This window comes from Pseudofrankia inefficax (assembly GCF_000166135.1).
Classification (GTDB): domain Bacteria; phylum Actinomycetota; class Actinomycetes; order Frankiales; family Frankiaceae; genus Pseudofrankia; species Pseudofrankia inefficax.
Genome location: NC_014666.1, coordinates 5,123,609 through 5,148,300 on the forward strand (window position 1 = coordinate 5,123,609; position 24,692 = coordinate 5,148,300).

20 protein-coding genes are annotated in these 24,692 nt (G+C 72.7%); 9 read left to right on the plus strand and 11 right to left on the minus strand.

Features of this window, described 5'->3' with window-relative positions; translation table 11 throughout:
• Positions 1-4: 4 nt before the first annotated feature.
• Genes FRAEUI1C_RS20970 through FRAEUI1C_RS20985 form a run of 4 tightly spaced genes read right to left on the minus strand, consistent with a single transcriptional unit; the run spans position 5 to position 3,966 of the window.
• Positions 5-1,141 (minus strand): LLM class flavin-dependent oxidoreductase, encoded by a 1,137-nt coding sequence (locus FRAEUI1C_RS20970; RefSeq protein ID WP_013425343.1) that lies wholly within the window; start codon positions 1,139-1,141, stop codon positions 5-7.
• A gap of 47 nt (positions 1,142-1,188) precedes the next feature.
• A complete protein-coding gene (locus FRAEUI1C_RS20975) occupies positions 1,189-2,094 on the minus strand; it encodes an ABC transporter permease (RefSeq protein ID WP_013425344.1) in 906 nt (301 codons plus the stop codon).
• The gene (locus FRAEUI1C_RS20980; RefSeq protein WP_013425345.1) at positions 2,084-2,890 is read right to left on the minus strand and encodes an ABC transporter ATP-binding protein; all 807 of its coding nucleotides are present in this window, start codon (positions 2,888-2,890) and stop codon (positions 2,084-2,086) included. Before FRAEUI1C_RS20980 ends, FRAEUI1C_RS20975 begins: the two co-directional genes overlap by 11 nt.
• Positions 2,887-3,966: an ABC transporter substrate-binding protein gene (locus tag FRAEUI1C_RS20985; RefSeq protein ID WP_013425346.1), complete on the minus strand. Its 1,080-nt coding sequence runs from the start codon at positions 3,964-3,966 to the stop codon at positions 2,887-2,889. The genes FRAEUI1C_RS20980 and FRAEUI1C_RS20985 overlap by 4 nt, the downstream gene beginning before the upstream one ends.
• A 345-nt stretch (positions 3,967-4,311) precedes the next feature.
• On the opposite strand from FRAEUI1C_RS20985, the gene FRAEUI1C_RS20990 reads away from it, so the two are divergent.
• Positions 4,312-5,286: a TauD/TfdA dioxygenase family protein gene (locus FRAEUI1C_RS20990; RefSeq protein WP_041261161.1), complete on the plus strand. Its 975-nt coding sequence runs from the start codon at positions 4,312-4,314 to the stop codon at positions 5,284-5,286.
• An 88-nt stretch (positions 5,287-5,374) separates the two neighbouring features.
• Here the strand turns inward: FRAEUI1C_RS20990 and FRAEUI1C_RS20995 are convergent, their stop codons facing one another.
• From FRAEUI1C_RS20995 to FRAEUI1C_RS21005, 3 genes are all read right to left on the minus strand, one after another.
• The gene (locus FRAEUI1C_RS20995; protein ID WP_013425348.1) at positions 5,375-6,949 is read right to left on the minus strand and encodes an AMP-binding protein; all 1,575 of its coding nucleotides are present in this window, start codon (positions 6,947-6,949) and stop codon (positions 5,375-5,377) included.
• 13 nt (positions 6,950-6,962) lie between these two features.
• Positions 6,963-7,793 (minus strand): NAD(P)H-dependent flavin oxidoreductase, encoded by an 831-nt coding sequence (locus FRAEUI1C_RS21000; RefSeq protein ID WP_232425066.1) that lies wholly within the window; start codon positions 7,791-7,793, stop codon positions 6,963-6,965.
• Between the two features lie 247 nt (positions 7,794-8,040).
• Entirely contained in the window at positions 8,041-8,790 is a 750-nt protein-coding gene (locus FRAEUI1C_RS21005; protein WP_013425350.1) for a DeoR/GlpR family DNA-binding transcription regulator, read from the minus strand.
• Positions 8,791-8,839: 49 nt separating this feature from the next.
• On the opposite strand from FRAEUI1C_RS21005, the gene FRAEUI1C_RS21010 reads away from it, so the two are divergent.
• Positions 8,840-9,202: a hypothetical protein gene (locus FRAEUI1C_RS21010; RefSeq protein WP_013425351.1), complete on the plus strand. Its 363-nt coding sequence runs from the start codon at positions 8,840-8,842 to the stop codon at positions 9,200-9,202.
• A gap of 173 nt (positions 9,203-9,375) precedes the next feature.
• On the opposite strand, the gene FRAEUI1C_RS21015 is transcribed toward FRAEUI1C_RS21010, so the two are convergent.
• Positions 9,376-10,119, minus strand: coding sequence for a TetR/AcrR family transcriptional regulator (locus tag FRAEUI1C_RS21015; RefSeq protein WP_013425352.1), 744 nt, complete (start codon positions 10,117-10,119; stop codon positions 9,376-9,378).
• Between the two features lie 158 nt (positions 10,120-10,277).
• Between FRAEUI1C_RS21015 and FRAEUI1C_RS21020 the strand changes: the two genes are divergently transcribed.
• From FRAEUI1C_RS21020 to FRAEUI1C_RS21035, 4 genes are all read left to right on the plus strand, one after another.
• Positions 10,278-10,772 carry a nitroreductase family deazaflavin-dependent oxidoreductase gene (locus FRAEUI1C_RS21020; protein WP_013425353.1) on the plus strand — a complete coding sequence of 165 codons (495 nt, stop codon included), beginning with the start codon at positions 10,278-10,280 and terminating at the stop codon, positions 10,770-10,772.
• Between the two features lie 572 nt (positions 10,773-11,344).
• The gene (locus FRAEUI1C_RS21025; RefSeq protein WP_157734998.1) at positions 11,345-12,319 is read left to right on the plus strand and encodes a GlxA family transcriptional regulator; all 975 of its coding nucleotides are present in this window, start codon (positions 11,345-11,347) and stop codon (positions 12,317-12,319) included.
• A 309-nt stretch (positions 12,320-12,628) separates the two neighbouring features.
• Entirely contained in the window at positions 12,629-13,405 is a 777-nt protein-coding gene (locus tag FRAEUI1C_RS21030) for an AfsR/SARP family transcriptional regulator (protein WP_013425355.1), read from the plus strand.
• Positions 13,402-14,127, plus strand: a complete 726-nt coding sequence (locus FRAEUI1C_RS21035; RefSeq protein ID WP_013425356.1) for a 4'-phosphopantetheinyl transferase family protein — start codon at positions 13,402-13,404, stop codon at positions 14,125-14,127. The genes FRAEUI1C_RS21030 and FRAEUI1C_RS21035 overlap by 4 nt, the downstream gene beginning before the upstream one ends.
• Here the strand turns inward: FRAEUI1C_RS21035 and FRAEUI1C_RS21040 are convergent.
• The gene (locus tag FRAEUI1C_RS21040) at positions 14,105-15,925 is read right to left on the minus strand and encodes a 3-hydroxyacyl-CoA dehydrogenase family protein (protein ID WP_013425357.1); all 1,821 of its coding nucleotides are present in this window, start codon (positions 15,923-15,925) and stop codon (positions 14,105-14,107) included. The two genes, FRAEUI1C_RS21035 and FRAEUI1C_RS21040, sit on opposite strands and share 23 nt — an antisense overlap.
• A 78-nt stretch (positions 15,926-16,003) precedes the next feature.
• The gene (locus FRAEUI1C_RS21045) at positions 16,004-16,486 is read right to left on the minus strand and encodes a hypothetical protein (RefSeq protein ID WP_157734999.1); all 483 of its coding nucleotides are present in this window, start codon (positions 16,484-16,486) and stop codon (positions 16,004-16,006) included.
• 195 nt (positions 16,487-16,681) lie between these two features.
• Here FRAEUI1C_RS21045 and FRAEUI1C_RS21050 point away from each other — a divergent pair, with 195 nt between their 5' ends.
• A complete protein-coding gene (locus tag FRAEUI1C_RS21050) occupies positions 16,682-17,110 on the plus strand; it encodes a type II toxin-antitoxin system Rv0910 family toxin (protein WP_013425359.1) in 429 nt (142 codons plus the stop codon).
• 111 nt (positions 17,111-17,221) lie between these two features.
• Entirely contained in the window at positions 17,222-17,680 is a 459-nt protein-coding gene (locus FRAEUI1C_RS21055; RefSeq protein ID WP_013425360.1) for a nuclear transport factor 2 family protein, read from the plus strand.
• Here FRAEUI1C_RS21055 and FRAEUI1C_RS21060 read toward each other — a convergent pair.
• Positions 17,643-18,284: a TetR/AcrR family transcriptional regulator gene (locus tag FRAEUI1C_RS21060; RefSeq protein WP_013425361.1), complete on the minus strand. Its 642-nt coding sequence runs from the start codon at positions 18,282-18,284 to the stop codon at positions 17,643-17,645. The two genes, FRAEUI1C_RS21055 and FRAEUI1C_RS21060, sit on opposite strands and share 38 nt — an antisense overlap.
• Positions 18,285-18,638: 354 nt before the next feature.
• On the opposite strand from FRAEUI1C_RS21060, the gene FRAEUI1C_RS21065 reads away from it, so the two are divergent.
• Positions 18,639-24,665, plus strand: coding sequence for a type I polyketide synthase (locus tag FRAEUI1C_RS21065; RefSeq protein WP_013425362.1), 6,027 nt, complete (start codon positions 18,639-18,641; stop codon positions 24,663-24,665).
• Positions 24,666-24,692 lie beyond the last annotated feature (27 nt).

The window sequence follows — 24,692 nt, forward strand, 5'->3', positions numbered from 1 at the left end:
CGGATCACGGCCCCGAGACCGGGACGGGCGGCTGGACTTCCTTGACGATGCCGCGGCGGCGGAGTAGCCGGCCGGCGCCCTCGGCGAACCAGTAGGCCTCCTCCAGGTGTGGCTGGCCGGACAGAATCGCGTGGTCGATGCCCAGCGCGTGGTATTCCTCGAGCCGTTCGGCGACCTGTTCGTGGCTGCCGACCAGCGCGGTCCCGGCGCCGCCGCGGACCAGGCCGTACCCGGCCCACAGGTTCGGGTAGATCTCCAGGTCCTCGCGGCGGCCCCCGTGCAGGTCCTGCATGCGCCGCTGCCCGACCGAGTCCATCTTCGCCAGGTCGGCCTGCGCCGACGCGATGCGTTCCGGGCTGAGGTTCTCGATCATCCGGTTGGCCTCGTCCCAGGCCTGGCTCGCGGTGTCGCGGCCCAGGACGTGCAGCCGGATGCCGAACCGCAGTCCGGGGTTCCCGGCGGCCGCCGCCTTCTCGCGCATCCGGTCGAGCCGCTCCTTCAGCTGCGGCGGCGTCTCACCCCAGGCGAGGTAGACGTCGGCGTGCGCGGCCGCGACGTCCTCGGCGGCCGGGCTCGCGCCGCCGAAGAACACCGGCGGTGTCCCCCACCGGCTCGGCCGGGACGTCGCCCCCTGGACCTGGAAGTACTTGCCAGTGAAGTCGAACGGCGTCCCGCCGGACGCGCCCCGCAGCACCTGGAGGAACTCGGCGGTGCGCGCGTAACGCTCGTCGTGGGAGAGGTAGTCACCGAACCGGCGCTGCTCGACCGGGTCGCCGCCCGTCACGACGTTCAGGTACAGCCGTCCCGCCGAGATGCGCTGGAACGTCTGGGCCTGCTGGGCGGCGAGCGTCGGGCTGAGGAACCCCGGGCGGAACGCGACCAGGAACCGCAGCCGTGAGGTGACCTGCGACAGCGCGGCGGTGGTGAGCCAGGCGTCCTCGCACCAGCTGCCGGTCGGGGTCAGCATCGCCTCGAACCCGAGCTGTTCGGCCGAGCGGGCGATCTGGCCGAGGTAGTCGATGTCCGGCGGACGCTCGACGGCCTCGGAGTCGCCGATGCCGCTCGAACCCGCGCGGCCGGAGCCGACGATCCCCCGGCCGTCGCCGTTCGTGGGCAGGTACCAGTGCAGGTGCAGGGACATCAGCGGCCCTTCCGGTCAGCGGCTCGTGAACGTAGCGGCTCTTGGGATCAGCGGGTCGTGGGGTCGGCGAAACGGTGCAGGAGGCGCAGCAGGCCGTCGAAGGCGATGCCGAGCACCGAGATGGCGAGGATGCCGGACAGGACGAGCGGCGTCTGCAGGTTCACGCCGGCATTGTTGATCAGGTAGCCGAGGCCGCTCGTCGCCGCGATCAGCTCCACCGCCACGATGCTCGTCCACGCGCCACCCATCGCCAGCCGCATGCCGGTGATGATGGCCGGCAGCGCGCTACGCAGCCGGACGGTCAGCAGCGCCCACAGCGGCGACGCGCCGAGGCTCCGGCTCGCCTGCACCAGCTCCTTGGGGACCGCGTCGAGCGCCGACACCGTCGCGATGATCATCACGGGCACCACCCCGATGAGGATCAGGATGAACTTCGGCGTCTCACCGATGCCGAACCACACGATGAACAGCGGGATGAACGCCAGCGGCGGCAACGGCCGGGTGATCTCGATGATCGGGTCGAGCAGGTGCCGGATGACCCGTACCGAGGCCATGACCCCGCCCATGGCGACGCCCAGGACGACGCCTGCCGCCCAGCCGGCGAGGATGCGCGCGGCGCTGACGAGCGCGTGCTGCCACAGCGTCTTGCCCTGCACCGCCGGGTACTTCTGGAAGAGGTAGTGCCAGAAGGTGCTCACCGTCTTCTGCACCGTCGGCAGGATCACCGGGTCGTCCTTCAAGTAGGACCCGACCTCCCAGATCGCGGCAGCCAGAATCAGGCCGATCACGCCATACGCCAGCCTGGACCAGGAGATCACCCTGGCCGGGGCTCGCTCCCCGGCCAGGGTGATCGTGGCCTCGGCCATCGCCCGCGCCGAGAGCTGCGCATCGACTCCCGGCAGGCCGCGCATGGCGCCAGCGGCCTGGGAACTGGGTGACACCTCAGTGCTCATTGTCGAGCGCCTCCCTTATCTGGCGCTTGAGCCGCACGAACTCCAGGGTCTCCGTGTCGGCGATGCCGCGGGGCCTGGGCAGGTCGATGTCGATGACCGCCCGGGTCCGGCCAGGACTTCCGGACATGACGCAGACCCGGTCGCCCAGCAGAGCCGCCTCCTCGACGTCGTGGGTGACGAACACGATCGTGATCCGGTCCCGTTGCCACAGGTCGAGCAGGAACCGCTGCATCGCGACCCGGGTGATCGCGTCGAGCGCGCCGAACGGCTCGTCCATCAGCAGCAGCCTCGGGCGGTTCACCAGGACCCTGGCGAAGGCCGCCCGGTGCCGCATGCCGCCGGAGAGCTCGTGCGGGTAGGCGTCCCGGGCGTCGCCGAGGCCGACCGTCTCCAGCAGCTCGACGGCCCGGCCGCGTGTCTCGGCGTCGAGCTCGTGGCGGGCCCGCGGCCCGTAGAGCACATTGTCGAGCACGCTGAGCCACGGGAACAGCATCGGCGTCTGGAACAGCACGCCACGGTCGGGCCCGGGCCCGGTGACCGGCCGCTCGTCGACGAGCACCTCCCCGCCGTCCGGGTGGGAGAAGCCGGCGAGCATGTTCAGCAACGTCGACTTGCCACAGCCGGACGGTCCCAGCAGGCACAGGAACTCGCCGGGCGCGACCGTCAGGTCGAACCCGTCGAGCGCGAGGCGCGCGGGTGCCCGGCGCGAGCGCCCGGCGAACTGCTTGCGCACACCGATGATCTCGACGGCGGGTCTGGTGCCGGCGCCCGCCCGCGCCTGCTGGGTGGTGGTCACGACGCGCAGTTGTCCTTCAGGGCCTGCTCGACGTAGCTGGAGTCGAGGTGGGCGGTGATCTGCGCGGCCGTCGGGACCGTGGTCACGCGGCCCTGGTCCTTGAGGAACTGCCCGGTCAGCGCGTAGGCCTTGGCGATCTCACCGTCGGCCAGCGTGCCGCCGGGCTTCTTGAACCAGGACAGCTCCTCGCTGGCCGGCACGAAGGGGATGATCTTCGTGGCGGGGATGGCCTGCGAGGCGGGCGAACCGGTCAGCCCGGAGGCCTTGGTGATGTACGTGTCCGCCTGCGGGCCGGTGCTGATCGCCTGGGCGTGCATGATCTGGCAGACGAACTGCTGCACGACCGGGCGGTTCTTGGCCGCGAAGTCGTCGGTCACGCCCAGCACGTTGAGCGAGGGGAAGCCGAGCTTCGCGATCTCCTCGGCGGTGACGACCTGCCGGCCCGAGTTGTTGGCCTTCAGGTCGAGGGCCTGGGCGATCTCGACGTAGGCACCGTCGATCCGGCCGGCCTTGAACGCGGCCGCGACCGCCGCCTCACTCGGGAAGCCGACGACCTTGGTCTTGTCGGTGAGCCCCTGCTTGGACAGCCAGCCGCGGATCTCGAAGTCCTCCGAGGAGCCCTGGAGGTCACCGACGGTCTTGCCGGCGAGGTCGCCGTTGGCCTTGATGTCGGGGCCGACGATCAGCTGCGCGGCGTCGAAGTACTCCGCGTAGATGACCTTGAACTTGGTGTCGTTGGCGATCGCTCCGACCACCGGCGGGTTGCCGACGCCCGAGACGAACGGGAACGCGCCACCCCGCAGCTCGGCGAGGCCCGCGACGCCGGAGTCGATGGGCGTGAGCTTGATCTTCCCGTCGATCTTGCCAGCCAGGTCGGGGTTCCCCGCGACCAGCACCTCGGGACCGACCGTGGCGCTCTGGAAGTACCCGACGCCGAGAGTCGTGCTCGCTCCGGACGAACCGGCTGAGGCCGACGACCCGGCCGAGCCGGACGAGCCCGAGGAGTCGGAGCCACACGCGGCGAGCGCCACCGCTCCGGCGGTGAGCAGGGAGATGCCAAGAAGGGTCTTGCGCATGAAGGGGTATCTCCAGGGTGAGGGAAGCTGAGGCCGCGCACGCGGGCCCGCACGCGCCGACAGGGGCGGCGCGTGCGGGCGGCGAACGATGGGCGTGCGGCGGACGATGTGGGGGCGATCGGCACTCGATCTGCCGGATCGGGCGCAGCTCGGCCGGCGGCTCAGCCGCCGGCCATCAACACATCGTGACGGGACAGCTGGCGCTCGTGACGTGACCGAGATCGACGTGACGCCGACGCGTCCCCCTGAACTCAATCATCACCTTGCACACAATCCAGATCGGAATAGTGGATGTCAACCGCGCTGTTGCGGAGGAACCGGACCGCGCCGACCGAGGAGAGCGACATGCCGAGCGTCACCGACGACCGCCGTTCACCCGCCACGGCCCAGCCAGCGGCCGCGCGAGCCTCGCGGAACGGCGCCGGCATCCGCGGTACCACGGACAGCGCGGCCTGGCGGGTGGAGCGGCTCACCCCTCGGATCGGCGCGCGCCTCGACGGCCTGGACCTGCGGACGCTGCCGCGTTCCGGCCGGGCCGAGGAGCTGCGCACGGCCCTCGTCGCCCACAAGGTGCTGTTCGTCCCGGGTCAGGATCTCGACGCTGACGACCACGTCGCGCTGGGCCGGGCGCTGGGCGACGTGACGACCTCGCATCCGGTCGTCCCGGGAGCCGACGAGCGGCACCCCGAGATCTACGAGCTGGACAGCCACGACGGCGGAACATCCGACGTCTGGCACACCGACGTCACGTTCATGCCCCGACCGCCCATGGCGTCGATCCTGCGGGCGGTGCGGCTGCCCGACCTCGGCGGCGCCACGAACTGGGTGGACCTGGAACAGGCCTACGAGTCGCTCTCACCGGCGGTGCGCGCGCTCGCGGACGGGCTGGAGGCCATCCACGACGGGAACCGGGAGTTCGGCGAGTACCTCGCCCACCGCCGCGGCGGCGAGGGCAACGACTGGGACGGAACCCGGGTGCGGGCCCTGGTCCCCGTCCGGCACCCCGTCGTACGGGTGCACCCCGAGACCGGCCGGCGCTCGCTCTTCGTGAACCCGGGCTTCACCGTGCGGATCGCCGGGGTGAGCGACGCCGAGAGCCGGGGACTCCTGGATATCTTCTTCGCGCACCTCACCCGGCCCGAGCACCTGGTTCGTCACCACTGGCGGCCGGGCGACGTCGTCCTCTGGGACAACCGGAGCACCGCCCACTACGCCGACCACGACTACGGCGACTTCCAACGGATCATGCACCGCATCACCCTCCGCGGCGACATCCCAGTCGGCCCGGACCCCGCGGCGCGACCTTCCGCTCGAACCTGACCGGGCTTGATCGCCGTCTTGGCCCTCGCATGGTCACAAATCCGCAGCGGTTACAGCCACGCGAGGGCCAAAACAGCGATCTTGCGTATCACCGGGTGGCGGGCGAGGACGCCGCTTCGGCGCGTTGCTCGGCCCACTGGCGCAGGACGCCCTTCGAGATCTTGTCGAGGGTGGCGCGGGGCAGCTCGTCCACGAGGTAGACGTCGTGGGGGACCTTGAAGTCGGCGAGCTGGGCGCGGCACGCGGCCAGGATCTGGTCGGTCAGGTCGGTGGGCGAGGCGACGTCGGGCGCGGTGATGAACGCGACGGGGACCTCGCCGCGGAAACGGTCCGGGCGCCCGACGACCGCGGCCGCGGTGACGCCCGCCACCGCGGCGATGACCCGTTCGATCTCGGCCGCGGCGACGTTCTCGCCGCTGACCTTCAGCATGTCCTTGGCCCGGCCGGCGAACTTCAGCCCGCCGGTAGGCATCAGCGTGACCAGGTCACCCGTACGGAAGTAGCCGTCGAGAAACGCTTCCGCGGTGGCCTTCGGGTCGCCGAGGTACTCGGCGAACAGCGACAGTCCGCGGACGCCACGGACGAGGAGCTCCCCCGTCTCGCCCGGCGCGACGGGAACGCCGGTGGGGTCGGCGATCCGGAGCTCGTAGGCCGGGGCGGCGCGCCCCATCTCGAGCGGCTGGCCCGGGTTGTCCAGGTCGCCGGCTATCGGCGTGGTGACGACCTCGGTCATTCCCCAGGCGCTGAGGACCCGTAACCCGTAACGAGCATCGACCTGCGGGTACTCGAAGCCGAAGATCCAGCTGCGGTAGCTGTGGGCCGGCACGGGCTGCTCGGCCAGCAGCGTGAAAGGAAGCCCCAACAGGCCGGTATGGGTGCAGCCGTTGCGGACGGAGACCTCCCAGAACCGGCTCGCCGAGAACTTCGCTACCAGCACCGTCGTCCCGCCGGCCCACAGGGTCGGGAGGAACTGCCAGCACAGCGCATGGGTGTGGAACAGCGGGGCGTAGACGAACTGGACGGCGTCCGAGGACAGCCGCCAGGTCGTCGCTCCCAGCTGCCCGGCCCACAACGCGTTCGCGTGGGTGTACAGCACCGCCTTGGGACGGGACGTCGTGCCGGAGGTGAGCTGGACGCACAGTGGTGCTCCCGGGTCGGGGGCCCGGGTGGGCGCGTCGGCCGGATCGCCGAACAGGTCCGGCACGGTGCCCGTGGCCGGGTCTAGCGTCGCGATCCAGCCCAGCCGGGCCGCCGTCGAGCTGCCGGCGAGGCCCAGCCGTGGGTCGGTCACGATGCCGACCGCGCCGGTGATCTCGACCGCGTGGGCGAGCTCGTCCTGCGCGTACCGGGTGTTGACGTCGATCGCGACGGCGCCGAGTCGAGCGCACGCGAACCAGACCTGCAGGAAGCCGGGGCTGTTGTCCAGATGGATGATGACCGCGTCGCCCGGTCCGACGCCGCGACCGGCCAGGCCGGCGGCGGTGGCGGCGACGTCGTGGGCGAACTCGGCGTAGGTCCAGGTACGCGGCGCGCCGTCGGCCGGCTCCCAGATCAGCATCGGGTGGTCGGGGTGGCGGCGGACGCGCTCGGCGAGCACCGTCGTCAGGTCCATGCCGACGAACGGGTGCACCGGTGGCAGGGGGGATCCCGCGATTCTTGGCATCGTGAGTACCTCGCTAGGCAGGGCGCTGGGCGGGCGGGGTCGCCGGCTGGGTGAGTGCCCGCGACGTTCGGGCGCGGGCGTCGTCCCATTCGCGTTCGGTCTGGTCGACCACCTGGCTGACGGTCGTCACGGCGTCGACTCCTGAGACGGTGTGGCCGGCGCTCCCGTGCGCGGGGAGCAGGCTGGCCTTGACCCCGGTGGGCGACATGCCGACGGTGATGTCGTCGAGCCGCGCGTCGACGACCGCCTGCCGCCACGCCGGCGACGCCCCGCCCTCAGCGGTCGCGATGAACCTGGTTCCCATGTATCCGACGTCGTAGCCGAGGGTGATCGCCGCCCACAGCGCGGCTCCGTCGCTGACACCTCCGGCCAGCACGAGCAGGCCGTCGTAGAAGCGCCGGACGGCCCGCGCGAAGGCGAACGGGTTGGCCCAGCCGGTGTGGCCGCCCGCGCCGGCGCTGAGCAGGACGAGCCCGTCGGCGCCGGCGGCCAGCGCCTTCTCGGCGTGCGCCAGCGACGCGACGTCCGCGACCACGGCGATCCCGGCCTCGCGCAGGTCGGCTACCACCCGGACCGGGCTGCCGACGCTGGTGATGACGAAGTCGACCTGGCGGCGCGCGACGAGGGCGAGGTCGTCGTCCAGTCGCCGGTTCGAGCCGTGCACGATGAGGTTCGCGGCCAACGGCCCGACCGGCCCGCTGGAAAGCGCCGACGTGGTGGCGTCGATCTCGTCGAACCAGTCGTCGAGCTCCGCGGACGTGCGGCAGTTGCTGGTCGGAAACGCACCGGCGACGCCCGCCGCCCGCGCGGCGGCGACCAGCGCGGGCGTCGAGACCTGCGTCATCGGCGCCGCCACCAACGGCAACCGCATCCCGCTCAGGCAGCGCACTGGGCTCCTCCTACCGGCAGACCTCGTCTGGCGCGGTTAGAATAGCGTTTCAGTCTCTGAGTCGACAGCGAAACAGAGACTCCCCCTACATGCGGTGGGCGAGAGTCGGGCGCACTCCCTGGCCTGGAACGATGTTCTTACCATCGCGCGGATCAGCAGCCGGTCGCGCTCGCGGCGGCGCCGGTCATCCCGACGGCGACCACTACGGAGCGTGGATCACCCGCACGTCCAGGGCGCGCACGGTCGGGTTGTCCGGGCTCGCGTCGGTGATGATCCCGGCGACGTCGGCCAGGGGCAGCACGGCGAACCGGGACGCCGCGCCGATCTTCTCGGAGCTCGCCAGCACATAGGTGTCCGCGGCCTGGCGGGCCAGCGCGCGCTTCATCGCGGCCTCGTCCGCGTCACCGGTGGTCAGCCCGACCTCGGGGTGCACGCCGGTCACGCCGAGCAGGAACAGGTCGGCGTGCAGGCCGCGCGCGGCCTCCACGGCGGCGGCACCGCAGGCGACCATCGAGTGCTTGAACAGTCGACCGCCGATCAGATAGACCTCGACGTCCTGGTGGCCGACCAGCGCGCTCGCCACGGTCGGGCTGTGCGTCACGACCGTCGCCCGCAGGTCGAGGGGCAGCGCGCGCACCACGGCCAACGCCGTCGTGCCACCGTCGAGAATGGCCGTGCTGCCCGGTTCGATCAGCGCCGCCGCCGCGACGGCCACGCGCTGCTTGCCGGAGACCTCGACCTCCTGGCGCCCGACGTAGTCGACGATCGCGGCGGAGACGGGCAGCGCACCGCCGTAGACCCGCTGACACAGTCCGGCCGCCGCGAGGTCACGCAGGTCGCGGCGGATGCTGTCCTCCGACAGGCCGAGCTCGGCGGCCAGGTCCTTGGCGACGATCCGGCCGTCCGTGCGCAGGCGCCCGAGGAGAAGATCGCGGCGTTGAGCAGCAAGCATGCACGTTTTCCCTTGTTCTTGCCGAGTTCTGCACGATACTGTCGGCACCATGCTGATTCTTATCGCAGGGCCCTACCGCTCCGGCACCGGCGACGATCCCGAGGCGATGGCCCGCAACCTGGCTCGCCTGGAGGAGGCCGCCTGGCCGATCTTCCGCAGCGGCCACGTCCCGATGATCGGAGAGTGGGTCGCGCTGCCCGTGCTGCGCGGCGCGGGCGCCACCGGCCCGACCGACCCGGTCGCCGAACAGGTCATGTACCCCACCGCGCAACGTCTGCTCCAGCACTGCGGCGCCGTGCTGCGCCTGCCCGGCGAGTCCACCGGCGCCGATCAGGACGTCCGGATCGCCCAGGACCGAGGCCTGCCCGTCTACCGCCGCGTCGAGGACATCCCCGGCTACGAGGCCGCCTAGGAGTTCGCCAGTTGACGAGATCGGCCTCGCCCCAGCGGGCCGCCTCGCCGGACCCGGCCGACCGCCGACCTGTCCGCGGACAGGTCGCGGCGTCGGCCGGCGTCGGAGCGGGGGTGTCGGGCCCGCCGTTCCCGTCGGCTCGGTGCCTCCGCTCCGACCGCGGCCGGGACCGGCTACGCGGACGGCGGCGCGTCGCCGCGGAAGCCGACCAGGCGCGCCATGGCCCGGGTGGTCTGTTCGAAGACGGCGTCGGGATCGTTGATGGCGTTGGCCATCTGGCCGAACGACTCAAGGCTGATGAACCCGAACAGCTGCGACCAGGCGGCCACCGCCCGCAGCAGCACCTCGACAGGAAGGTCGCCGAGATCGAGAGTCCCGGCGAGACGACGAAGGTCGTCCTCGGCCCGGCCGGCGCGCCGGAGCGACCAGTCGGGAGACGTCTGCTCGTCCCGCGGCCGGACGACCTGGCCGGCACGCCAGCCGGCGCCGACGATGAGGGCCAGGCGGGTGACCACGCGCGCGGCGGGGCCCGTCGTGTCCCGCGGCGCGCGGTAACCCGGTACGGGCGAGCCGTACAGCAGTGCGTACTCGTGCGGATGCTCGGCGGCCCACTCGCGTACCGCGCCGCACACGGCGTGCCATCGCGAAAGGAACGCGCTCGGCGGCACCGCGTCGTCGGCCTGCTCCGCGCGGGCGCCGAGCGCGTCGTACGCCTCGATGATCAGAACGGTAAGCAGCTCATCGCGACTCGGGAAGTACCGGTAGACGGCGGACGAGGTCATGCCAAGCTCGCGTGCCACTGCGCGCAATGACAGTGCCGCCGCCCCGCTGGTGGCGAGGTGGCGCCGCGCCGTCTCCTTGATCTGCCTCGTCAGCTCGGCTCGCGCGAGCTCGCGGGCGGTCTGGGTCGCCGTCATCTCAGCAGTGTGACACGTCCCGAGATCAGTGCACCGATAGGTGAGCACTGCTCTTGACTCGGCGGCCGCGCGCAGCCAGACTTCAAGAGAGCACTGCTCACATATCAGAGCAGCGCTCACAGTACTGGCTCGCCACCGAACGCGTGGACAGGAGAATCATGATCGACATGAACGCGCCGAGCGGCAGCGTGCCCACGGCCGGTCCGGAGCGCTATCTGCGTCCCGACTGGTTCGCCCGTCACGTCCTCAACCCGCTCGTGGCGGGGCTGACCCGGCTGGGCCTGAGCGTGTGGGGATCGAGGATCCTGGCCGTGCGCGGTCGAACCACCGGCCAGTGGCGGACGACGCCGGTCAACGTGCTGTCCGTCGCGGGAGGCGACCGCTATCTGGTCGCGCCCCGAGGACAGACCCACTGGGTCAGGAATCTTCGCGCCGCCGGCACCGGCGAGCTCAGGCTCGGTCGACGGGCGTGGACGTTCACGGCCACCGAGGTGTCCGACGCCGACAAGCCGGCACTGCTGCGCGCCTATCTGACGCGTTGGAGGCTCGAGGTGGGGATGTTCTTCGGCGGCGTGGGTCCTGACGCCCCGGACGACGAGCTGCGCCGCATCGCGGGCGACCACCCCGTCTTCCACATCGAGTTCTTCCATTGAGGGTCCTCGCGCACCCAGGGTCCAGTATGTCTCATTCATCGACCCCTGGCCGCAGGAGTGGGAGATGCGTCCGAAGCCGTCGTCGGGGTGGATCGGAATTATTCCGACACGGGCGCCGCCACCGCGATTGACCTGGCAAACAAGCTCCGCACAACAGCTCCACCATGCAGATTATCAATCGCCGGGCCGCGGAGCCGTTCGAACCGAACAGGAAATCCGCATTCCGGCAGACGCCAGGGCGGCCGCCGAGACAGCCACGGACATCCCGCGCCGCAAAGACACGGGGACCTGCCCGATCGGCCGGCCATTGTCAGCGTAGGAGTCCCGCGCAGCGTTCTCACCCGTGAAAGACCCGATGCCGTTTGACGGCGCCGGCTGAAGCCACGCGGGTTCCAGGTAAACCCGCCTCGGCCGCATCGGTGATCATTATTACTCTGGGTGCATGAACTCACCTCTGTGTTCGACGCAGGGTTTTTTCGGGCCGGAGCCGCGAGACGAGCTTGGCCCTCCCGGCGGGACCGAAACAGTGGCACGGCGGCCAATGACCGAAGGTTTCGTGCCACGATGACGAGGTGAGCGCTTTCCGCCGTGTGGTCGCCTACGCACCCCAGGGCGTGACCGGGCTGAGTATTGGCCTGGTGACCGGAGTCTTCGCCCCCAGCGGGGTCTTTGACCTGCGTCCTGGCCTGCCCGTTTTCGACATGACCATCTGCGCCCGTCAGCCCGGGATCCTGCGGACCGACAGCGGCCTGGCCCTCCAGGTCGACCACGGCCTCGACGCGCTCACCGCGGCAGAACTGATCATGGTGCTGCCGGGGACGGGGTTCCGCGAGGACCGGACCGACCACGTGGTGGAGGCGCTGCGCGCCGCCCACCGGCGCGGGGCGATCGTGGCCGGCCACTGCGTCGGCTCGTTCCTGCTGGCCGCCGCCGGCCTGCTCGACGGGCTGGACGCGACCACCCACTGGCAGTACGCGGACGAGATGGCCGCCACCTACCCCAAGGTCACGATCCGCCGAGACGCGCTGTACATCGACCACGGCCAGGTCTCCACCGGGGCCGGGGCGACGGCCGGGATGGACCTGAGCCTGCACCTGCTGCGGGCCCACCACGGCGCCGCGGTAGCCAACCGGATCGCCCGCGACCTGGTCACCCCGCCGCACCGGGCCGGCGGCCAGGCCCAGTACCTCGACGCCCCGGTGCCTTCCGGTGAGGGCGACGACCGCCTGGACGAGGTGCTTGCCTGGGCCCGGGACAACCTGGGCCAGCGCCCCACGGTGGACCAGCTCGCCGCCCGCGCCATGACGAGCCGCCGGACCTTCCTGCGCCGGTTCAGGCAGGCGACCGGCACGTCACCGAACGCCTGGCTGACCAACCAACGCCTCAACCAGGCCGAGGAACTCCTCGAGACCACCGACCTGCCCATCGAGCACATCGCTCACCACGTCGGCTACACCAGCAGCGCCGCCCTGCGCGACCAGTTCGTCCAGCGCCGTGGGGTGCCACCCCGGGAGTATCGCCGCACCTTCCTCGGACGTCAGCCGTAGGACGCGGAGAAACAACAACCGGCGCCGCGCCGGATCAATAGCCGAAATGTCCCCAATAACATTGGGTGGCCGGGCTTCAAGGGCGCAAGGAAGGGAGTGTGAGGATGCTCACGCGACCTGGAACAAACTGGACATATAGTCCAGACATCTGTGACAACCCGTGGCAACCCGACCCCCAACCGTCGTAGGCTCCGGACATCGGTCGCCTTTGTTATACGCACCGTTTCTCCCGCCTTGCAGCGTCAAGGTCGGTCGGCTGTGTGTCGAATGCGCAGGCCACAGCTCCACTACGAGCCCCTGGGGGTATTGATGCGCTACCAGGTGCTAGGGCCAATCAGGGTAGTCAGCCACGACCGCGAATTCCTTGCGAACGCACGTAAAATTGAGCTTCTACTCGCCGTTCTCGTTGCACGCGCAAACGAAGTGGTGAGTGTCGGGCAGCTCATCGCGGAACTCTGGGACGAGGATCCACCGCGGCGAGCGAAGGCGGCGCTGCATGTCTACGTCTCGCAACTGCGAAAACTCCTGGTCAGCTCCAGGAATTCCGGTGCCGGGATCGTCACGCGAGCACCGGGCTACCTGCTGGTGCAGGGGGGCGACGAGATCGACGTCCAGGACTTCCAGCGGTTCGTCGGGCTCGGCCGCCACTTCCTCGACCGGGCCGAGGCGCACGCGGCCGAGCGGGAGCTCAGCGCGGCGCTGTCGCTGTGGCGTGGCCCCGTCTTCGGCGACGTCGTGGGCGACGGGCCGATCGTCCGCGGGTTCGCCGCCTGGGCGGAGGAAGCCCGGCACGAGTGCCTGGAGCTGCATCTCGAGGCGCTGCTGGCGCTCGGCCAGCACCGGCAGGTCGTCGGCCCGCTTTACCAGCTGATCTCCCAGCACCCGCTGCGGGAGTCGTTCTACTGGCAGCTCATGCTCGCTCTCTACCGGTCCGACCGCCAGGCCGACGCGCTCGCCGTCTTCCAGGCGGCGCAGCGGGCCCTGGACACCGAGCTCGGCGTGCAGCCGTGCCGGGCGCTGCAGGAGCTGCACCGCACCATCCTGCTCGGCGAGCAGCTGACCGGCCAGCGGGTGCAGCGCGTATGACGGCCCGATCCGCGGGAGCCGGCCTGCTCGCCGGCCGGCTCCCGCCGCAGGTCGCTCTCGTGGAGTCCTTCGGGGACGAGGATCCGCCCGAGCTGTTTCCCGAGGAGGCCGCGATCGTCAGCCAGGCCGTCGAACGGCGACGGCGCGAGTTCGCCGCCGTGCGCGCCTGCGCACGGGCGGCGCTCGCCACGTTCGGGATCGCGCCGGCACCGATACTGCCGTCCGGTGCCGGGCCTGGCTGGGCCAGCCGGGCGCCTCGGTGGCCGGCCGGCATCGTGGGAAGCATGACGCACTGTGACGGCTACCGGGCGGCGGCGGTCGTCCGCGCCTCCGCGGTCTCGTCGCTCGGGATCGACGCCGAGCCCGGCGGCCCGCTTCCCGCCGGCGTGGCCGAGACGGTCACCCGGCCCGAGGAACGTCGCCACCTGGCCGGGCTGGCCGCGAGCCATCCCGGTGTCTGCTGGGACCGGCTGCTGTTCAGCGCGAAGGAAAGCGTCTTCAAGGCCTGGTTCCCGCTGACCGGCCGCTGGCTCGACTTCGACGAGTGCGTCATCCGCGTCGACCCGGACCGACGCACCTTCGTCGGTGACCTACAGGTTCCCGGGCCGGTCGTCGCGGGCGCGGCGGTCAGCCGTTTCACCGGCATCTGGAACACCCTCGACGCGGACGGGCAGGCCTACGTCGCGACCGCCGTTCTCGTCACCTCGCCGGACCGGCCGTAGCGAGATCCCGCCTCTCGTGTACCCGGTACCCCCGGCCGGTCTTGCGCCCGAGACAGCCGGCGGCGACCAGCTCCGTCAGGTGCGCGGCGGGCACGAGCTCGGGCCCGCCGAAGGTCTCGTGCAGCCGCTCCAGGATCGCGTGCGAGATGTCGAGGCCGACGACGTCGAGCAGCTGGAACGGTCCCATCGGAAACCCGTAGCCGGCCGCCATGACCGTGTCGACCTGGTCCGGGCTGACGTACCGCCGCGCGATCATGGAGGCCGCCTGGTTCAGGTAGGGAAAGAGCAGCGCGTTGACGATGAACCCGGTGCGGTCGGGACAGCTGACCGCGTGCTTGCCGAGCGCCGAGGCCGCCGCCAGCGCCGTCGCGTGGGCCTCGTCCGAGGTGAGGACGCTACGGCTGACCTCGACGAGCCGCATCGCCGGCGCCGGGTTGAAGAAGTGCATGCCGACGACGTCCTGCGGCCGGCTGGTGGCGGTGGCGCACCCCAGCACCGAGAGGCTGGACGTGGAGGTCGCGAGCACGGTGCCGGGACGGGTCACCTTGTCGATCGTGGCGAACACGCCGCGCTTCACGTCGAGATCCTCGGCGACCGCCTCGACGACGAGGTCGCACTCGGCCAGCGCGGCGACGTCGGCGGTGGCGGTCAGCCGCCCGGTCGCCGCCCGCACGTCGTCGCGGGTGAGCCGGCCCCGCACCACCGCCCGCTCCAGCGACGCCTCGACCACGGCCACGGCCTCCTTGGCACGGATCGCGCTGCGGGCGACCAGCGTCGTGGGGAGGCCGGCGCGCACCGCGACCTCGGCGATGCCGCCGGCCATGGTGCCCGACCCGACGATGCCGACCGTCGCCACCGGTCGCCCGGCGTCCGCTCCGGGCCGCGGCGCCGCCGTGTTCGGTCGCGCGTCGACGGGGCCGGCACCGTCCGGGGAATAGGCGCCGTCCGGGGAATAGCGGTAGAAGCCGCGGCCGCTCCTGCGTCCCAGCAGACCGGCCGTGGCCATCCGCGACAGCAGCCCGGCGGGCTCGTAACGCCGGTCACCGAACCGTTCGGCCAGCGCCGACAGGCCGTCGAGCACGACGTCCACGCCGAGGGCGTCGACGTGGGCCAGCGGGCCCGTCGGTAGGCCGCAGCCCAGCCGCATGGCCGCGTCGATGTCGTCTCGGGAGGCGTATCCCTGCTCGTACAGCGCCACCGCGTCGTTGAGGTAGGGAAGCAGCAGGCAGGCGCCGAGCGCCCCGTGATGGTCGACCGTCGCCACGCCGGCCAGCCCGAGGTCGGCGACGAGCAAACCGACGTCGCCTCGGACCGCCAGGTCGGTGACCGGCGTCTCCAGGATCTCCACCGCCGAGCCTCCCGCGGCGGCGACCCCGTCGTGGCACGGGTGCAGTCCGATCGTCCGGGTCATGCGTCCCGCCCGCGACGCGATCACCGCGATCGGGAACGCGGACGCGGTGGAGGCGAACACCGCGTCCGGGCGGCAGACCGCGTGGGCGCGCCGCAGCACCTCGATCTTGAGGTCGAGACGCTCGGGAACGGCCTCGATGACCAGGTCGGCCGGCGCGCAGGCGTCGGCGTCGGCGCTGTAGCGCACCGGCGGGAACTCGGCCTCGCCCCACTCGTCGGACCTGGTGAGCTCCGCGAGAACGGTTTCGACGCGTCGCCTGCCCCGGTCGAGCGCGGCGGCGTCGGGCTCGACCGCGATGACCTGGCGACCGGTGCGGGCGATTCGCGCGGCGAGGGCGGCGCCCGTCACACCGAGCCCGATCACGCACACCGTAGGAAAGGGCAGCATCTGGAGGTCCTTCCACGATCAGGGAGTTCCGGATCAGGGGCGTTCCGGATCAGGGCGTTGGGGCGTCCGTGCGCCGTCCTAGGCCGCGTCGCCGGGCGGGTCCTTCCACCCCTCGGTCTCGGGCTCGGGGTCCGCGCCGGCGTCGCCCGGCGGCGCGCCGCTCGTCTCGGTCTCTGCGGCCTCCAGCGCCCGCGCCCAGTCGACATCGCGCAGTTGTTGCCACAGCAGGAACTCGGCCCAGGTCGTCGGCCGCTCGGAGCCGGCGCGCTCGGGGTGACCGGCCGAGAGCGAGACCCGTCCCGACGGGCGGAATCCCGCCGGAGGGCGCGGTCGGGGTGGGGGCGGCGCCGGGTCCCCGTCGGCTCCCTCGGGACGGCCCACAGTCTCTGGACGGGCCACAGTCTCTGGACGGGCCTCGGTCCCGGTCCTGAGCAGCCCGACCGGCGTGCCGCCCATCAGAATCCAGCCGGTCCGGCCGAACTCCACGGCGAGGCGATGCAGCACCGACAGGACGCAGCGCCACCGCGTCACCGCGCTCCCACCGCCGGGTCCCGTAGACACGGGCCGAGAGTCGTGGCGGAGGCTGAAGCCCGGGTGAAGCCCGGCCAAAGCCGTCCCGGCGCCGGATTCGACCTGCGGAGACCGACGGCCACCACCTGCGGATTTAGAGCGGTCCAAGGATGAGCATAGGCGGCCAACCGAGGCTCTGCAGACTGCGCGCACGTCGTTGCCAGCCAGCGAAAGCGAGGACGAGAAATGGCGTCTATTTCCGCGACGAAGGTCTACGCGGCCCCGGTCGACAAGGTGTGGACCACGCTGACCGACCTCTCCAGAATGCCGGACTGGAACACCTCCCACCTGGCATTCCCCGAGGCTCCCCCGGCCGTTCTCGAGCCGTCGATGAAATTCACCCAGAAGATCTCCAACATGGGCATGCCCTCGGAGGTCCGCTGGACCATCGTGAAGGTCGAGGCGCCGAACCTGTTGGAGTTCAAGGGACAGGGGCCGATGAACGTCACCGTCAAGATGCGGTACGAGGTGGAGGCCGTCGACGGCGGGACCCAGGTCACCATCGCCAACGAGTTCACCGGCGCCATGGTGCGGATGGCGGGCAAGCGCCTCACCCAGTCCGGCCAGGCCGACCTCGAGGCGTCACTCGTCAAGTTCGCCGAGGTCGTAGAGTAAACACGTAACCACGTAGGGCAGGTGCTGGGAGCAGGGTGTCGAGCGCGAGCGAGCGCCGGCGCGTCCGGCACCCATCCCGTCCGGTTCTCGGCCCACCGGAAGGACGCTCAGGTGACCGCGCAGTCCCCCTCGCCCGCGCTGGACAGTCCACACGCCGTCTTCGACCGCTATGTCCGGGCCGGGCTGTCCGGCGACCGGGCCACTCAGGTCGGCCTGTTCGCCGTCGACGGCGTGCTGGAGTTCCCCTTCGCGCCGCCGGGCTCGCCCCGGCGGGTGGAGGGGCGCGAGCAGATCCGCCGGGTGGTCGGCGGCAACATCTCGCCGGCCGGGCTGCGGGTCGACGAGGAGGGCTCGACGCTCGTCGTGCACGAGACGACCGACCCCGAGGTGATCGTCGTCGAGGCCGAGGTGCACTCGGAGGTCGTCAGCACCGGAGCGCGCTTCATGGTGCCCTACGTGCAGGTCTACCAGGTGCGGTCCGGCGAGATCCTGCTGCTGCGCGACTACTGGCCGGCCTGGGCCGGGCCGGCCGTCAGCTCGGCGCTCGCGACAGGCGGCCCGCCGGCCTGAGGCCGTCGAAGACGACGTCGAGGGTGTGCGACAACGCGTCGGGGCGCCACGCCGCCTGCTCGGCGATCCGGCAGGCACCGAACAGCAGGGCGCTCACCTCCGCGACGGTGACGTCCTCCCGGACGGCGCTCGCCTGCTGCGCCCGGGCCAGCAGCGCGCCGAGCGCCCGCGGCAGCTCGTCGCGGCCCTCGGTCAGGGTGTCCTGCGCCGCGCCGGCCGGCTCTGCCGTCCCGAGGGTGGCGAGCGCGTCGGCGTAGGTGGCCTTGGTGGCCGCCACGTCGACGACCCGGTGCAGGAAGGTGAAGAACGCGTCCCCCGGGTCGGCGGCCGTCACCAGCTCCTGGGCCTCCTCGGCGAAGCGCCGCATCCGGGCGACGAACACCGCCTCGAGCAGGGCCTCCTTGGTCGGGAAGTGCCGGAAGACTGTCCCGACGCCGACGCCCGCCGAGCGGGCGACCTCCTCGGTGGAGACCGACGTTCCGCGCGCGGAGAAGACCGACTCCGCGGCCGCGAGGACCCGCAGCCGGTTGCGGCGGGCGTCCGGGCGGGTCCGTCGTCCCGGTTCGCTGGCCGCCGGCTCGACCGCCGGCTTGGAACTCGTCACGGCTGCCGTCCGATCCCCGCATGAGCGCGCGCCGACGCGCCGTGGGCCGCGGCACCCCGACACGCCCGGAAGCCGGCTGCGGGTGCGCGCGACAGCCGGACCGCCCTTGATCTTACCCCGATCACCGCGAACCCGCGCCAGGTCCGAGCACCGGAGCCGACCGGCCACCCGCCGCGCACTGACGACGCCGAATCTCGGCCCCTCATTTCCCGCTTCCGGGCACAAAGACCCATGTCCAGCGTCAGCTCGCCCCGAATCGCGCCACAACCGCTTTAGAGCGAGAGAAGCCTCGGCTTAGACCGCGTTCCTAGCGTCTCCTCCGACCGGTCCTGACGTCGGTGGGGGTGCGAGTCCGTGACAAACGAGGAGAAGCTCCGCGGCTATCTGAAGCGGGTCACGGCCGATCTCTACCAAGCCCGCCAACAACTCCGCGACACCCACAACACCCACCACGAACCCATCGCCATCATCGGCATCGGCTGCCGCTACCCCGGCAACACCAACACCCCCGAACAACTCTGGAACCTCCTGAACACCGGCACCGACGCCATCACCCCCTTCCCCACCAACCGCGGCTGGAACACCCACCACCTCTACCACCCCGACCCCGACCACCCCCACACCACCACCACCACCCACGGCGGCTTCCTCCACGACGCCGACCAGTTCGACCCCACCTTCTTCAACCTCTCCCCCCGCGAAGCCCAAGCCATGGACCCCCAACAACGCCTCCTCCTCGAAACCACCTGGCACACCCTCGAACACGCCCACATACCCCCCGAACACCTCCGCGCCACCCCCACCGGCGTGTTCATGGGGATCATGTACAACGACTACGGGGCCCGCCTGCAGCCGCCGCCGCCGGAGTTCGAGGGATTCGTCGGCCAGGGAAGCGCGGCCAGCGTCGCCTCGGGCCGGCTGTCGTACACCTTCGGTCTCCAGGGACCGGCGATCACCGTCGACACCGCCTGCTCGTCGTCGCTGGTCGCGGTCCATCTCGCCGCCCGGGCGCTGCGCAACGGCGAGTGCACCCTGGCGCTGGCCGGCGGGGTCACCGTGATGGCGACACCGCAGGTGTTCGTCGGCTTCAGCCGTCAGCGTGGCGTGTCCGCGGACGGCCGGTGCAAGGCCTTCGCCGCCGGCGCCGACGGCACCGGCTGGGGCGAGGGCGTCGGCGTCCTGCTGCTCGAACGGCTCTCCGACGCCCAGGCCAACGGCCACCAGGTGCACGCGGTGCTGCGGGGCAGCGCGGTCAACCAGGACGGCACGACCAGCCAGCTGTCCGCGCCGAACGGGCCGTCGCAGCGCCGTGTGATCGCCGCCGCGCTGGCGGACGCGGACCTGGAGCCCCACGACATCGACGTGGTCGAGGCGCACGGCACCGGCACGCCACTGGGCGACCCGATCGAGGCGCAGGCGCTGCTGGCCGCCTACGGAAAGCGGCCGGCCGGCGCGGCGCCGCTGTGGCTCGGGACGGTGAAGTCGAACATCGGGCACACCCAGGCCGCCGCCGGGGTCGCCGGGATCATCAAGATGGTGCTGGCGCTGCGGCACGGGATCATCCCGCGGACGCTGCACGTCGACCAGCCGTCGCCGGCCGTCGACTGGGAGGCGGGCGCCGTGCGCCCCGTGCTGGACACCATCGAGTGGCCGCGGACCGGACGCCCGCGGCGGGCGGCGGTGTCGTCCTTCGGGTTCAGCGGCACGAACGCGCACGTGGTCCTCGAGCAGGCGCCGGACGACGTGAACCGGCCGCGGCCGGCGCCGATCGGGGCCGCCGGGCCAGGACCAGCCCCGGCCCAGCGCTCGTGGCGCGGCCCGATCCCCGCGCAGCGGGCGGCCGGCACCACCCGGGACCCGGCCACGCCACGCCCGGGCGACGCGGAGCGGGACCTGCCCGTGCTGCCGTGGGTGCTGTCGGCGCGGACCCCTGGCGCGCTGCGGACCATGGCCTCCCGCCTGAGCGACGCCATTCAGGACGACGCCCTTCAGGATGACGCCGGCTGGGACGGGCCAGGCTGGCCGGACACGGCGACCGAGGGCGTGACCGCGCTGGACGTCGGGCACGCGCTGGCGTCGACCCGCTCGTTGTTCCGCCACCGGGCCGTCGTGCTGGCCAGGGACCGGGCGGGCTTCCTGGACGGGCTGCGCGCCTGCGCCGACGACGTGCCGGCGGCCGAGCTGGTGCGGGGCTCGGCCCTCGGCGGGCGCACCGCCTTCGTCTTCCCGGGCCAGGGATCGCAGTGGGACGAGATGGCCGTGGCGCTGCTGCGCACCGAGCCGGTGTTCCGCGACCAGCTGCACGAATGCGCCGCGGCGCTCGCCCCCTACGTCGACTGGTCGCTGCTGGACGTCGTCGCGGGAGTGCCGGGGGCACCGGCGCTGTCCCGGGTCGACGTGGTCCAGCCGACGCTGTTCGCCGTCATGGTGGCGCTCGCTCAGACGTGGCAGTCCTACGGGGTGCGCCCCGACGCCGTCGTCGGCCATTCTCAGGGCGAGATCGCCGCCGCCTGTGTGTCCGGCGCGCTGTCGCTGCCCGACGCGGCCAAGGTCGTCGCGCTGCGCAGCGCCGCGATCGCCCAGCTGGCCGGCACCGGTGGGATGACCTCGGTCGCGCTCGCCCAGGCCCCGGCGAGGGAGCTGATCGACCGCTGGCCGGACCGGCTCGCCGTCGCCGCGGTCAACGGCCCGAGCTCGGTCGTGGTCGCCGGAGATCTTGACGCGCTGGCGGACCTCGAGGCGGCCTGCGCCCGCTCGGACGTCAGGGCCCGCCGGATCGACGTCGACTACGCCTCGCACACGCCGGCCGTCGAGGCCATCCGCGACGAGCTGCTCGACGTGCTGGGCGACATCCGCGCGCGCCGGGGCGAGGTCGCCTTCTACTCCTCGCTGACCGGCGACCGGGTCGACGGCACGGCGCTCGGCGCCGACTACTGGTACCGCTCGCTGCGCGCCTCCGTCGCCTTCGAGTCGGCGACCCGGGCGCTGGTCCGGGACGGCCATCTGGTGTTCGTGGAGTCGAGCCCGCACCCGGTGCTGACCGGCAGCGTCGCGCACACGCTGGACAGCGCCGAGGTCACCGGGGTGACCCTCGGTACCCTGCGGCGCGGGCACGGCGATGGTGCCCAGTTCCGCCAGGCGCTCGCCCAGGCCCACGTCCACGGCGTCCCGGTGGACTGGGAGGCCGTCTTCGACGGTCTGGGCGGCGACGGCGCCGCGCGGGCCGCCGACGGCGCAGGCGACGCGGCCGCGGCCGGGGACGGCCACGGACCGGCGGTGCCCACCCGGCGCCATGTCCGGCTGCCGGGGTATCCGTTCGAGCACCGCCGGTACTGGATCGACACGCCGGCGCAGGTCACCGACGTGGCGGAGCTCGGGCTGCGGCCCGCCGGCCACCCCCTGCTCGCGGCCTCGGTGGAACCGGCCACCCAGGTGGCGGGAGGCGGCGACGCCGGCCCCGACGCCGAGGGCGCGGGGGCGGGGCTGGCGCCCGGCGCCGGCCGGGTGCTCAGCGGACGGCTCTCGCCCCGGACGCAGCCCTGGCTGGCCGAGCACGTCGTCCTGGGCACGCCGGTGCTCGCCGGGACGGTGTTCGTCGACCTGGCGCTGTCCGTCGGCCGCCAGGTGGGCTGCGCGATCCTGGACGAGCTGACTCCGCAGGTACCGCTGACGGTGCCGGACGACGGGGTCGATCTGCAGCTGGTGCTCACCGAGGCCGACGACCGGGGCCGGCGGCGCCTGAGCGCCTACTCCCGACCGGACGCCGAGCACGGGTGGACACGGCACGCGGTGGCCGTGCTCGCCCCCGGCCTTCCGCTCGACGCGCCCGCCGGGCCGCGCCCGGCCGACGGGCTGGCGCCCGGCCGCGACGCGTGGCCACCCGAGGGAGCCGTCCCGATCGAGCTCGACGGCATCTACGCGGAGCTGGCCGACCAGGGGTACGACTACGGGCCGTCCTACCAGGGGCTGAGGGCCGCCTGGCGCGTCGGCGACGAGCTGTGGGGCGAGGTCAGGCTGCCGGCGGGCCTGGTCGGGACGGGCTTCGCACTGCACCCGGCGCTCCTCGACGCCGCGCTGCACCTGCCGCTCGCGGCGGCGACGCGCGACCCGGACACGGCCGGTCCGCCACCGCGCCGGATGCCGTTCGCCTGGAGCGGCGTCGCCGTGGCGGCCGGCGCGGCGCGGTCCGCCCGGGTGCGGATCCGGAGCGCCGGGCCGGACACGGTCACGGTCAGCCTGTTCGACGAGCAGATGGCGCCGATCGCCCAGGTCGCGTCGCTGGTCACCCGGGACATGGCCGCGTTCGCGCCGCGCCCGAGCGATCAGCTCTACCACGTCCGCTGGCAGCCGACCACGAGGCCCGAGCCGGCGGCGGCCGGCCCCGCCGAAGACGCCGCCGCCCCGCCGGCCCTGGTGGGCCCGGCCGACGGCGAGCTGCGCGGGCTGCTGTCCACGGGGGCGTACCCGGACCTCGACGCGCTGGGGGACGCGCTGGCCGCCGGCGCCGGCCCACCGGAGCTCATCGTCGTCACCTCGGGCGCGTTCCCCGGCCACGGGGCCGACGATCTCCCCGGTGACGTTCACGCGACGGCCCGCCGGGTGCTCCAGGTTGTCCAGGGGTGGCTCGGCGACGAGCGCCTCGCCGGGAGCCGGCTGGTGGTCGTGACGCGGGGTGCCGTCGCCGCCGGGCCAGCGGACGCCGTCGAGGACCTGCCCGGCGCCGCGCTGTGGGGCCTGATCCGCGCGGCTCAGGCGGAGCACCCGGGCCGGCTGCTGCTCGTCGACCTCGACGACAGCCTCTCCTCCGGCGCGGCGCTGGCCGCCGCCCTGCGAGCGGGTGGCGACGACGAGCCGCAGCTCGCGCTGCGCGCCGGGCACTGGCTGGTCCCCCGGCTCGCGCGGGTCCGGACGGACAGCGCCGCCGGCACGGCCGACGACACCGCCGGCTCGGCGCACAGCGACCAGACGAACGGCGACCCGGCGGCCGGGCCCGGCTCGCCGCGGCGCCCGTTCGGCCCGGACGGCACCGTCCTCGTGACCGGCGGGACGGGAACCCTCGGCGCGCTGATCGCCCGCCACCTCGTCACCGCGCACGGCGTGCGACACCTTCTGCTGGTGAGCCGGAGCGGGCCGGCGGCCGCGCGGGCCACGGCGGTCCACGAGGAGCTGACCGCGCTCGGCGCCGACGTCCGGATCGCCGCCTGCGACCCCGTCGACCCCGCGGCGCTGGCCGCGCTGCTCGCCACCGTGGCGCCCCAGCCGCCGGTCCGCGCGGTGGTGCACGCCGCCGGCGTCCTCGACGACGCCACGATCACCGCGCTGACCGCGCGGCAGCTCGACGCCGTGCTGCGCCCGAAGGTCGACGCCGCCTGGCACCTGCACCAGGCGACCCGCGAGCTCGACCTCGACGCGTTCGTCCTGTTCTCCTCGGCGGCCGGCACGATCGGCCATGCCGGCCAGGCGAACTACGCGGGCGCGAACACCTTCCTCGACGCGCTCGCGCACCATCGCCGCGGCCGCGGGCTGCCGGCGACCTCCCTGGTCTGGGGCGTCTGGGAGCAGGCTGCGGCAGCCCTGGGCGAGCACGGCGCGAGCGCCGTCGAGGCGCTGCGCAACAGGACCGGGCTGACCCCTATCGCCCTGGACGACGGGCTGGCGATGTTCGACGCCGCGATCGAGGCCAGGGCGGGCTCCGGTCCCGGCGCGACGCTCCCGGTCGTGATGCCCGCGAACCTGAGCCTGGCCGCGCTGCGCCGACAGGCCGGGGCGGGCCTGCTCGCGCCGATCATGCGCGCGCTGGTGCCCACCGCCCGGCCGCCCGGGGAGAGCGGTCCGGCCGAGGCCGGCTTCGCGGACGGGCCCGGCGACCGGCGCGGGTGGGCCCGCCGCCTCGACGGGGAGTCAGCGGATGACCGCCGCGCCATCCTCGCCCGCCTGGTGCGCGCCCACGTCGCGGCCGTGCTCGGCCACGTCACGGCGGACGACGTCGACGAGGACACCGCCTTCCGCGACCTCGGCTTCGACTCGCTGACCGCCGTGCAGCTGCGCAACGAGGTGAGCGCCGCCAGCGGCCTCACCCTGCCGGCGTCGCTCGTGTTCGACCATCCGACTCCGCGGGCGCTCGCCGCCTACCTCGACGGCGAGCTCGCGGGGGATGTGGCCGCCGCGGCCGTCCTGCTGGCCGATCTCGACCGGTTCGACGCCGCGCTTGACGCCCTGCCCGACACACCGGAGCGCGCCGCGGTCACCGCCCGGCTCGACGCGCTGCACTGGAAATGGGCCGCGGCCCAGGACGCGGACGACGACGCCGACGCCGACCTCGCGTCGGCGACCGACGACGAGATCTTCCGCGTCATCGACGACGAGCTCGGAATCTCCTAGCCCCGACCTGAGGACAGTCGACCAGAC

What these genes read in the sequence shown, in the direction of transcription:
- FRAEUI1C_RS21020 (WP_013425353.1), top strand. Translation starts at nt 10,278, where the DNA reads ATGATCGACATGAACGCGCCGAGCGGCAGCGTGCCCACGGCCGGTCCG.
- FRAEUI1C_RS21005 (WP_013425350.1), bottom strand. Translation starts at nt 8,790, where the DNA reads ATGCTTGCTGCTCAACGCCGCGATCTTCTCCTCGGGCGCCTGCGCACG.
- FRAEUI1C_RS20985 (WP_013425346.1), bottom strand. Translation starts at nt 3,966, where the DNA reads ATGCGCAAGACCCTTCTTGGCATCTCCCTGCTCACCGCCGGAGCGGTG.
- FRAEUI1C_RS20970 (WP_013425343.1), bottom strand. Translation starts at nt 1,141, where the DNA reads ATGTCCCTGCACCTGCACTGGTACCTGCCCACGAACGGCGACGGCCGG.
- FRAEUI1C_RS20995 (WP_013425348.1), bottom strand. Translation starts at nt 6,949, where the DNA reads ATGCCAAGAATCGCGGGATCCCCCCTGCCACCGGTGCACCCGTTCGTC.
- FRAEUI1C_RS20975 (WP_013425344.1), bottom strand. Translation starts at nt 2,094, where the DNA reads ATGAGCACTGAGGTGTCACCCAGTTCCCAGGCCGCTGGCGCCATGCGC.
- FRAEUI1C_RS21035 (WP_013425356.1), top strand. Translation starts at nt 13,402, where the DNA reads ATGACGGCCCGATCCGCGGGAGCCGGCCTGCTCGCCGGCCGGCTCCCG.
- FRAEUI1C_RS20990 (WP_041261161.1), top strand. Translation starts at nt 4,312, where the DNA reads ATGCCGAGCGTCACCGACGACCGCCGTTCACCCGCCACGGCCCAGCCA.
- FRAEUI1C_RS21040 (WP_013425357.1), bottom strand. Translation starts at nt 15,925, where the DNA reads ATGCTGCCCTTTCCTACGGTGTGCGTGATCGGGCTCGGTGTGACGGGC.
- FRAEUI1C_RS21010 (WP_013425351.1), top strand. Translation starts at nt 8,840, where the DNA reads ATGCTGATTCTTATCGCAGGGCCCTACCGCTCCGGCACCGGCGACGAT.
- FRAEUI1C_RS21000 (WP_232425066.1), bottom strand. Translation starts at nt 7,793, where the DNA reads ATGACGCAGGTCTCGACGCCCGCGCTGGTCGCCGCCGCGCGGGCGGCG.
- FRAEUI1C_RS21050 (WP_013425359.1), top strand. Translation starts at nt 16,682, where the DNA reads ATGGCGTCTATTTCCGCGACGAAGGTCTACGCGGCCCCGGTCGACAAG.
- FRAEUI1C_RS21030 (WP_013425355.1), top strand. Translation starts at nt 12,629, where the DNA reads ATGCGCTACCAGGTGCTAGGGCCAATCAGGGTAGTCAGCCACGACCGC.
- FRAEUI1C_RS21015 (WP_013425352.1), bottom strand. Translation starts at nt 10,119, where the DNA reads ATGACGGCGACCCAGACCGCCCGCGAGCTCGCGCGAGCCGAGCTGACG.